The organism is Streptomyces sp. NPDC052036 (assembly GCF_040680495.1).
Lineage (GTDB): Bacteria > Actinomycetota > Actinomycetes > Streptomycetales > Streptomycetaceae > Streptomyces.
The window spans coordinates 1-1,789 of sequence record NZ_JBFAWW010000121.1; the positions used below are offsets into that span (position 1 = coordinate 1).

Consider the following 1,789-nt stretch of genomic DNA (forward strand, 5'->3'; position numbering starts at 1 on the left):
GTCCCCATCTGATCGACGGCTGCCTCGCCGGGACCAGGCTGACCATGGACGCGCCGAAGATCGAGTGACCGGCGACTACGAGTCCAAGCCGAGTAGTGCAGTACGTACCGCCCAGAGGGCGACCGCAGCCGTTCGTCCCTGTGGAGACGATCGAACTGGAGCAATTCGCGCATGGTTCCTTTACTCGCGCAGAGTGCCCTGGGTCAGGTTGCTGAGCCGGGCCGTCATCCTGGCAAATGGTTGCGGGCGGTCCTGGGCGGGGCAGCCCCGATCCAAAGCGCTGTGACCTGCGGGTTCGAAGTTCAGAAACAGGCGCACAGCCATTCACTTACACACAGCGGAAAGCTTCGTGCGGAGATAAGAGGAGTACGCCTGGGTCTTCTCCTCGGCGAAGGCCCCGCTCCCGATGGCTGGACTGGAGCTGACTTCCAGCAGATACCACTGACGCGTCTGCCGGTCCTGCACCACGTTAACGCCCGCGATCTCGCAGCCCATGAGCTCAGCTGCCCGAACGGCCATTCCCAGTACCTCTGTATCGAAGGTCTCTACCTCGAACAACGTGGCGTGTCCGCCCTGCTCGGTGTTAGTGAGATGAGAGCCGTCGGTGTTGCAGCGGTGCATGACGACCGGCACGTCCCGTCCGAACACAAAAATCCGGAAGGTGCCGTTGTTGGGGATGAACTGCTGAGCGAGGAAGGCTGCCTTCGCGTGGGCGGGGTCCTCGACGTACCGCAGGAAGTCGATCTCGGTCTTGACCAAAAAATTCAGCCGCCCACCCCGGGCGTTCATCGCCTTGAGTATGAACGGCAGGCCCAGCCGGTCGGCGAGGTCTGCGAAGGAGCCATTCAGCAGCCGCCTTGGCAGATAGAATGTGGCGGGCACCGGCAACTCGTCCTGCGCGAGGAGCATCAACTGGTAGAGCTTGGTCGGTGCGCTGATGCCGGCCGCGCTTATCGGCGGTCGCTGCCGGTGCTCCAAGTATGCGGAGACGGAACTCAGCAGCGTGGCCGTCGGGCGCGGATAGGAGGCGATCTGGATCAGCCCGAACTCCGCCAGGTCCCGGCCCCCGATCGTCTCGTACACGCGGGTTCTGCCAGTCTCGACCGAGAACGCGATGTCCTCGATCTCGCAGAAGAAGGTCTTGAACTCGTCTCCGAGCTCCAGACCGGCGGACACGGCGTACTCGGGCTGGAATACCTCACCGTTGACGATCAGCAGATCTCCGCCCTGCTCCCCCTGCCCGCTCGCTGCGATGTCCCCGCGCAGCGAGCGACGCAACCGGTCAATGACTCGATGGGTGATCTCCGTCAATATCGACAATTCCGACGTGGGTCGCAGTCCCTGTGATGCAGTCCCTTCCCTGCGCGCTTCCGGGACGGGCACGCCTACTGGCCGCCCTTCTGCTGGAAGCCATCGACCCACTTCTTGGCGTTGATTTCCTTATCGAGGCCGTCCCTCTTGAGGAGATCGTCAACTTCGTTGAGAAATTCATCGGCGTCCGATGAAACCTTCGAATCGCGCGTCGCGGGCTGGTCCCCAACCTCGGCTGGCACACCCTCCTCGTGGGAGTCCTCCTGACGGCGGTGCTCTTCCCTGCGCTGCACGACTCAGCTCCCTCCCCCGCGCGGAGTGAAACCCCACTCGACGCGGAACCCCGACGCAATTGAACACGGTCGAATGCATGACATCATCTGAGCTTGATCTTTAACCTGTGCGGCCATAGTGCTGGTCGAGTGTCTCGGCGCGTTTGACGGTCTTTCCCGGTGTGTGGCGGGGTGCTCTCGTATGG

At 62.7% G+C, this 1,789-nt stretch carries 2 protein-coding genes; both read right to left on the bottom strand.

All coding sequences use genetic code 11. The features are described from left to right. Window positions 1-324 precede the first annotated feature (324 nt). Window positions 325-1,311, bottom strand: a complete 987-nt coding sequence (locus tag AB0L95_RS42135) for a hypothetical protein (protein ID WP_365171965.1) — start codon at window positions 1,309-1,311, stop codon at window positions 325-327. Window positions 1,312-1,385: 74 nt separating this feature from the next. Beyond that, the gene (locus AB0L95_RS42140) at window positions 1,386-1,604 is read right to left on the bottom strand and encodes a ubiquitin-like protein Pup (protein ID WP_365171971.1); all 219 of its coding nucleotides are present in this window, start codon (window positions 1,602-1,604) and stop codon (window positions 1,386-1,388) included. Window positions 1,605-1,789: the final 185 nt, after the last annotated feature.